Below are 7382 nucleotides of genomic sequence, written 5' to 3' on the forward strand. Positions count from 1 at the left end.
CTGCGAAAGCAGGGACCCATACGCCGCGGGCCCTCGATTTGAACGGTGCGGGTTGATATCGGGATCAACAATGGCAGCCTGTGGTTATGGGTCCCTGCTTTCGCAGGGACGACGAAAATAGGTCACGCCGCCGCGCCCTGTGCTGCGAGCTGCGCGGCCTGGTGCTCGGTGGTCAGCGCATCGATCAATTCGCCGAGCGCTTCGCCCGCGATCACCTGCGGCAGCTTGTAGAGCGTCAGGTTGATGCGGTGGTCGGTGACCCTCCCTTGCGGGAAGTTATAGGTGCGGATGCGCTCCGAGCGGTCACCGGAGCCGACCTTCTCCTTGCGGTCGGCGGAGCGCGCAGCATCGACGCGCTGGCGCTCGGCATCATAGATGCGCGAGCGCAGGATGTTCATCGCCGAGGCCCGGTTTTTGTGCTGCGAGCGGCTGTCCTGCATCATCACCACGATGCCGGTCGGCAGATGGGTGATGCGGATCGCGGACTCGGTCTTGTTGACGTGCTGGCCGCCGGCGCCGCCGGCGCGCATGGTCTCGATCCTCAAGTCGGTGTCCTTGATGTCGACGTCGACGTCCTCGACCTCGGGCAGCACCGCGACCGTCGCGGCCGAGGTGTGGATGCGGCCCTGCGTCTCGGTGTCGGGCACGCGCTGCACGCGGTGCACGCCGGATTCGAATTTCAACTTGGCGAAGGCGCCGCGGCCCTGCACCTCGGCGATGATTTCCTTGTAGCCGCCGACCGTGCCTTCGCTCGCCGAGATCACCTCGACCTTCCAGCCCTGCAACGCTGCGAAGCGCTCATACATCCGGAACAGGTCGCCGGCGAACAGCGAGGCCTCGTCGCCGCCGGTGCCGGCGCGGATTTCCAGCACCACGTTGCGGTCGTCCATCGCGTCCTTCGGCAACAGCGCGATGCGGATCTGCTGCTCGAGATCGCCGATGCGCGCCTGCAGCGTTTCCATCTCGGTCTCGGCCATGCTGCGCATCTCGGCGTCGGTTCCCGCATCGGCCAGCATCGCCGCGGTGTCGGCGAGCTCCGACCGGGCGGAGCGATAGAGCTTCACCGCATCGATCAGCGGATTGAGCTCGGCGAGCTCGCGCGTGATCGCAACATAGCGATCGGACTTGACCTCGCCGAGCAGCTCGGCCTCGAGCGAGGCGTGATGGGCGAGCAGGACGTCGAGTTTGGCTTCGGGTAGCATGGCGATATCTCGAATTTGCGGAAGGCGCGAAGGGCGGCGGAGGCGACGACAGCGTCGCTACAAGGCCAGCCCCTCGGTTTCCGCAAACTTCGTCAGCGCCGCACGGATCGATACGCTGCCGACCGGCGCATCGAGCAGCGGATTGATCATCGCCTCGGCCTTCTTGGCGTCGAGGTCGAGGATCATCGCCTTGACCGGGCCGTGCGCAGTTGCCGACAATGAAAGCGAACGGTAGCCGAGCGCGATCAGCGCCAGTGCGCCGATCGGCTTCGACGCCATCTCGCCGCACAGCGACGCCGCCTTCTTCGCCGTCTTGGCCTTGCGCACGATGTCGCGCAGCGCGCGGAGGATCGGCGCCGACAGGATGTCGAAGCGTTCGGAGACCTTGGCATTGCCGCGGTCGACCGCAAACAGGAACTGGAACAGGTCGTTGGAGCCGACCGACACGAAGTCGACCTTCTTCAGGAGCTCGTCGAGCTGGTAGAGCAGGGCCGGGACTTCCACCATGGTGCCGACATCGATGCGCTCGGGCAGCGAATGGCCGTGCTGGCGCAGATAGGTCAGCTCGCGCTCGACGATCGCCTTGGCCTGGTCGAACTCGGCGATGTCGGAGATCATCGGGAACATGATCTTCAGCGCGCGGCCCCCGCCGGCCCGCAGCAGCGCGCGGATCTGGCCGCGCAGCAGGCCGGGGCGGTCGAGGCCGAGCCGGATCGCGCGCCAGCCGAGCGCGGGATTTTCCTCGACCACGGTCTCCATGTAGGGCAGCGCCTTGTCGCCGCCGATGTCGAGGGTCCGGAAGGTGACGGGCTTGGAGCCCGCCGCGTCGAGCACGGTGCGGTACAGCGCGAGCTGGTCGCTCGAGCGCGGCAGGCTCGGGCTCACCATGAACTGCAATTCGGTGCGGAACAGGCCGATGCCCGCGCTGCCGGTGTCGTCGATGTGCGGCAGGTCGATGGTCAGGCCGGCATTGATCAGCAGCTCGATCGGCTGGCCGTCCTTGGTCACGCAGGCCTTGTCGCGCAGCTCCGAATACTGCGCCTGCCGCCGCGCCCGGAACCGGACGCGTTCGGCATAGGCGGATTCGATCTCGGTGGAAGGGCGGACATAGATCTCGCCGGAGATGCCGTCGACGATGATGGCGTCGCCCGGATCGGCGATGCCGGGCGCGTTCGGCACCTCGCCGACCGCGGGAATGCCGAGCGCGCGCGCCACGATCGAGACGTGGGAGTTCGCGGTGCCTTCCTCCAGCACCAGGCCGCGCAGCCGCTTGCGGTCATAGTCGAGCAGCGCCGCCGGGCCCATCGCGCGGGCGATCAGGATGGCGTTGTCGGGCAGCTGCTCGCGCGACGGCGCATGGTCCTGGCCGACCAGCTGGCGCATCAGGCGATGGCCGAGATCCTCGAGGTCGTGCAGCCGGTCGCGCAGATAGGGGTCGGTCGAGCGCAGCATGCGCGCGCGCGTGTCGGACTGCACGCGCTCGACGGCGGCTTCTGCGGTGAGGCCGGTGGCGACCGCCTCATGCAGCTTGTGCGACCAGCCCTGGTCGTTGGCGAACATGCGATAGGCTTCCAGCACCTCGCGGTGCTCGCCGCCTTCGGCAACGTCGCCGCGCTCCAGCATGCGATCGAGGTCGGCGCGCAGATTGGCCAGCGCGGTGTCGAGCCGCTTGATCTCCTTCGGCAGGTCTTCGGCGATGTAATTGGTGATGACGACGCGCGGCTCGTGCAGCACGACGTGGCCGAGCGCGATGCCGTCGGAGAGCACTGCGCCGGTCTTGTGCAGCGAGTGCCGTGCGGCGGGCTCGGCGCCGGGCTGTGCCAGCGCGGCAAGCTCGCCGGAGGCGATCATCTCCGCCAGCACCATGGCGGTGGTCTGCAGCGCCTCGACCTCTTCCTCGACATAGGTGCGCTTGGCGCGGTTCTGCACCACCAGCACGCCGAGCGTGTTGCCGGCGCGCAGGATCGGCACGCCGAGGAACGAGTGGTAGGCCTCTTCGCCGGTCTCCGGGCGGTAGGCGAAGGCCGGATGGCTTTGCGCGTCCGACAGATTGAGTGGCGTCGCCTCGCTGGCGACGAGGCCGACCAGGCCCTCATGCGCGCTCAGCACGGTGCGGTGCACGGCGTCGCGGTTCAGACCTTCGGTGGCGTAGAGCTCGAGTGTGTTGTCGACGCGCAGCACGTAGCAGGAGCAGACCTCGGCCACCATGTTGGCCGCGATCAGCACCACGATCTTGTCGAGGCGCTCCTGGGCGGAGACTTGCTCCGCCATGGTTTCGCGGAGCCGTCTCAACAGGATGCGGGGGCCTCCCGACGCGCTCCGCATGTGCTTCAGTCCCTCCCCACGAGGCCGGCGCACCGGGCCGGCCGGCCGCTGGCGCAAAACTCGTCAAAAACAACAGTTTTAGTCATTCGGCGTCGCCGCTTGCGCCAGTTCCCGCCGATTCGGGATTGCTAAAACTGTGCCACAGTTTGCGACAGCCTACCTGACTGGCCGTATAGCCAATCAAGGCTCGCTTTGCCAAGCAAAACGCCTGCCAGTAGCAAATAACGTCTGCGTCAGCCCTATGCTGCGCCCGCTAAGAGAAATTCTAACTCCGGGGCGGGGTAGGTAGAGGGCCTCTTCCCTTCTCCCCTTGTGGGAGAAGGTGGCGCGGACATAGTCCGCGACGGATGAGGGGTTTCTATACGCGGAGGCAGACCCCTCACCCGGCGCCTTCGGCGGCACCCTCTCCCACAAGGAGAGAGGGTTCCCTCAAAGGCCTACGCCTGATCCAGCCCGTAGAGCGTGTGCAGCGTGCGCACCGCGAGTTCGGTGTAGGCGGCGTCGATCAGGACCGAGAACTTGATCTCGGACGTGGTGATGGCGCGGATGTTGATGTTGCGCTCGGCCAGCGCCTTGAACGCCTTCGCCGCGACACCGGCGTGGCTGCGCATGCCGCTGCCGATCACCGAGACCTTGGCGACGTCGGTCGCGGTGTCGAGCCTGATGTAACCGATCTTGGCCTTGGCGGAGGTGATCGTGTCCTTGGCGCGGTTATAATCGGCGGCCGGAACGGTGAAGGTGAGGTCGGTGGTCTTGCCGTCCTCGGACACGTTCTGCACGATCATGTCGACATTGATGTTGGCATCCGCGAGCGGCCCGAAGATCGCCGCGGCGACGCCCGGCTTGTCCTCGATCTGGCGCACGGAAATCTGGGCTTCGTCCTTGGAGAAGGCGATGCCGGTGACGACGTGCATTTCCATGATTTCCTCCTCGCTGCAGATCAGCGTGCCCGGCGGCTGGTTGGCGTGCGGGTCGATATCCTCTGGCTTGTCGAAGCTGGAGCGCACGAAGATCGGCATGTTGTGCACCATGCCGAGTTCCACCGAGCGAACCTGCAGCACCTTGGCGCCCTGCGAGGCCAGCTCCAGCATGTCCTCGAACGCGATCTTGTCGAGCCGGCGCGCCTTCGGCACCACCCGCGGATCGGTGGTGTAGACGCCGTCGACATCGGTATAGATGTCGCAGCGGTCAGCGCGCAGCGCGGCCGCGATCGCCACCGCCGAGGTGTCCGAACCGCCGCGGCCGAGCGTGGTGATGCGGCCGGTATCGGGATTGATGCCCTGGAAGCCGGCGATCACGGCGACTTCCTTGCGCTCCTTGAAGCGGGTGATGATCTCGGTGCCGTCGATATCGACGATGCGCGCCGAAGCGTGCGCGTCCGAGGTCTTGATCGGGATCTGCCAGCCCTGCCAGGAGCGCGCCTGGATGCCGATGCCCTGCAAGACGATCGAGAGCAGGCCCGAGGTGACCTGTTCGCCGGAAGCGACCACCGCGTCATATTCGCGGGCGTCGTGCATCGGTGAGGCCTCGGTGCACCAGGCCACCAGTTCGTTGGTCTTGCCCGACATCGCGGAGACGACGACGGCGACCTCGTGGCCCGCGTCGACCTCGCGCTTCACGTGCTGCGCGACGTTGCGGATACGATCGATGTTGGCGACGGACGTACCGCCGAATTTCATCACGAGGCGGCCCATGACGACGCGTCTATTCCTTTAAGAGGATAAGTAGGTTAACCCACGCCGAAAACCGCAAGCGCGGGGACCGAAAGGCGCGTATACATAGCGCCGCGCCCGGGGGCAAGCCGCTTGGTAGGGGCCCCCTGAGGTCCCGTGTGGTCCTTTGGGGGTGTTTCGACCGGTTGCGGGCGGGCTGTGGCGCTGGGGTGACGCGAAGGCGGATTGGATGGGACGCTATATCGACGAAATCCTGCAGCCTGGCGAGAAGGTGCTGTACTCCACCAATGCGCATTGGATGTTCTATCTGCCGGCGATCGGGGGATGGATCGCGGCGCTGGCGCTGTTGATCCTGTCGCGGTTCACGACGGTCAGCGGCCTCGTGCTGGCCTGCCTGGCGGCCGCAGCCGTGGTCGCCGTCGCGGCGCTGTACTGGACTGCTGCTGCCTGGTTCCACCGCTGGACCACGGAAACCGACGTCACCAATTTCCGCGTGGTGCACAAGAGCGGCTTCATCAAGCGGCGCACCTTCGAGATGAGCCTCGACAAGGTCGAGAGCGTCGACGTCAACCAGAGCATCATGGGGCGCCTGCTCAATTATGGCGACGTCACCATCCGCGGCGTCGGCGAGGGCATCGAGACCATCAGGACCATCGCCTCGCCGCTGTCGTTTCGCAATTCGATCACCGCGCGATAGGGGCGCGCGCAATCATGGCTACACAATCAACACTTTCCAGTTCCTCCGCCAGTTCCTCCGCCAATGCCTCCGCCAGCTCGGTCGATCCGGCCGAGATCGCGAAGTTCTCGAAGCTGTCGGATGAATGGTGGGATCCGCGCGGCAAGATGGCGCCGCTGCACAAGATCAATCCGCTGCGCCTGACCTATATCCGAGACGCCGCCTGCCGCAAGTTCGAGCGCAACGCCAAGAGCCTGAACTGCCTGTCCGGCCTGCGCCTGCTCGACATCGGCTGCGGCGCCGGGTTGTTGTGCGAGCCGTTCACCCGGCTCGGCGCCCAGGTGATCGGGATCGATCCGTCCGCCACCAACATCGCGGCCGCGAAGCTGCACGCCGACAAGGGCCATCTGTCGATCGACTATCGCTGCACGACCGTGGAGGACATGGACGCGCGCGAGCGCTTCGACATCGTGCTGGCGATGGAGGTGGTCGAGCACGTCAACGACGTCGGCGCCTTCATCAAGCGCTGTGCCGTCATGCTCAAGCCCGGCGGGCTGATGGTGGTCTCGACCTTGAACCGCAACTGGAAGAGCTTCGCGCTGGCGATCGTCGGTGCCGAATACGTGCTGCGCTGGCTCCCGCGCGGCACCCATGAGTGGAGCAAGTTCGTCACTCCCGCCGAACTCGAGCGCTATCTCGGCGACGTCAACCTCACCGTCACCGAGCAGGCCGGCGTGGTCTACAACCCGCTCGCCGACAAATGGACCGTCTCGACCGACATGGACGTCAACTACATGGTGGTGGCGGAGGAGGTTTGAGTGACGCCGAGGCATCCGCATAATCACTGTCGTCCCTGCGAAAGCAGGGACCCATAACCCCCGACCCAAATAATCGGGCGAGCTCCACGTTCCAATCGTTGCAGGCCACTGTCCCGCCGTCCTGCCCCAAAGCGCTCCCTGTGGTTATGGGCCCCTGCTTCCGCAGGGGCGACGCGGAGTTTGTGGCGGGAGTGCTGAAAATATGGGACGCTGTCTCCTCCAGAAGGTGTCGTCCCTGCGAAAGCAGGGACCCATAACCACCGGCCCCAATAGTCGGGCGAGGTCCGCGTTCCGAGCATGTACTATGTTTACATCCTCGCCAGCCGGCGCCATGGCACGCTGTATATCGGCGTGACGAATTCCGTTCAGAAACGGCTTGAGCAACATCGCAATGGCGAGGGCTCGTCGTTCGTCAAAACCTACGCCGTCTTCCGCCTGGTCCATGTCGAATCATATCAGCGCGCAGAAGAGGCCATCACGCGCGAAAAGCAGCTTAAGAAATGGAAGCGTGACTGGAAGATCGAACTGATTGAACGGGAAAACCCGGAGTGGCGGGATCTTAGTGATCTGCTTGTCTGACCGGTGTGCCACGAACTGCTTCCTGTGGTTATGGGTCCCTGCTTTCGCAGGGACGACGGAGAGTTTGTGGCGCGACGGGTCGAGATTGAGACGCTGGTGCCATCCAGAA

6 protein-coding genes are annotated in these 7382 nt (G+C 65.4%); 3 read left to right on the forward strand and 3 right to left on the reverse strand.

Annotation, left to right across the window (positions count from 1 at the left end):
* Positions 1-122: 122 nt before the first annotated feature.
* The 3 genes from prfA to H8A95_RS40595 all read right to left on the reverse strand — a co-directional run bounded on the left by prfA (position 123) and on the right by H8A95_RS40595 (position 5221).
* Positions 123-1208 (reverse strand): peptide chain release factor 1, encoded by a 1086-nt coding sequence (prfA, locus tag H8A95_RS40585; RefSeq protein ID WP_229188123.1) that lies wholly within the window; start codon positions 1206-1208, stop codon positions 123-125.
* 51 nt (positions 1209-1259) lie between these two features.
* Positions 1260-3527: a phosphoenolpyruvate--protein phosphotransferase gene (gene ptsP / locus H8A95_RS40590; RefSeq protein WP_229188119.1), complete on the reverse strand. Its 2268-nt coding sequence runs from the start codon at positions 3525-3527 to the stop codon at positions 1260-1262.
* 437 nt (positions 3528-3964) lie between these two features.
* Complete coding sequence (locus H8A95_RS40595; protein ID WP_229188120.1) at positions 3965-5221, reverse strand: aspartate kinase; 1257 nt, start codon at positions 5219-5221, stop codon at positions 3965-3967.
* 208 nt (positions 5222-5429) lie between these two features.
* On the opposite strand from H8A95_RS40595, the gene H8A95_RS40600 reads away from it, so the two are divergent.
* The 3 genes from H8A95_RS40600 to H8A95_RS40610 all read left to right on the forward strand — a co-directional run bounded on the left by H8A95_RS40600 (position 5430) and on the right by H8A95_RS40610 (position 7273).
* A complete protein-coding gene (locus H8A95_RS40600; RefSeq protein ID WP_229188121.1) occupies positions 5430-5897 on the forward strand; it encodes a PH domain-containing protein in 468 nt (155 codons plus the stop codon).
* Between the two features lie 14 nt (positions 5898-5911).
* Entirely contained in the window at positions 5912-6694 is a 783-nt protein-coding gene (gene ubiG / locus H8A95_RS40605) for a bifunctional 2-polyprenyl-6-hydroxyphenol methylase/3-demethylubiquinol 3-O-methyltransferase UbiG (RefSeq protein WP_163158614.1), read from the forward strand.
* 297 nt (positions 6695-6991) lie between these two features.
* Positions 6992-7273 (forward strand): GIY-YIG nuclease family protein, encoded by a 282-nt coding sequence (locus tag H8A95_RS40610; protein WP_229188122.1) that lies wholly within the window; start codon positions 6992-6994, stop codon positions 7271-7273.
* Positions 7274-7382 lie beyond the last annotated feature (109 nt).

Source organism: Bradyrhizobium oropedii (assembly GCF_020889685.1).
GTDB classification, from domain to species: domain Bacteria; phylum Pseudomonadota; class Alphaproteobacteria; order Rhizobiales; family Xanthobacteraceae; genus Bradyrhizobium; species Bradyrhizobium oropedii.

Excerpts from the sequence above, each read along its gene's own strand:
- ptsP (WP_229188119.1), bottom strand. The coding sequence starts at position 3,527 with ATGCGGAGCGCGTCGGGAGGCCCCCGCATCCTGTTGAGACGGCTCCGC.
- H8A95_RS40595 (WP_229188120.1), bottom strand. The coding sequence starts at position 5,221 with ATGGGCCGCCTCGTGATGAAATTCGGCGGTACGTCCGTCGCCAACATC.
- H8A95_RS40600 (WP_229188121.1), top strand. The coding sequence starts at position 5,430 with ATGGGACGCTATATCGACGAAATCCTGCAGCCTGGCGAGAAGGTGCTG.
- ubiG (WP_163158614.1), top strand. The coding sequence starts at position 5,912 with ATGGCTACACAATCAACACTTTCCAGTTCCTCCGCCAGTTCCTCCGCC.
- H8A95_RS40610 (WP_229188122.1), top strand. The coding sequence starts at position 6,992 with ATGTACTATGTTTACATCCTCGCCAGCCGGCGCCATGGCACGCTGTAT.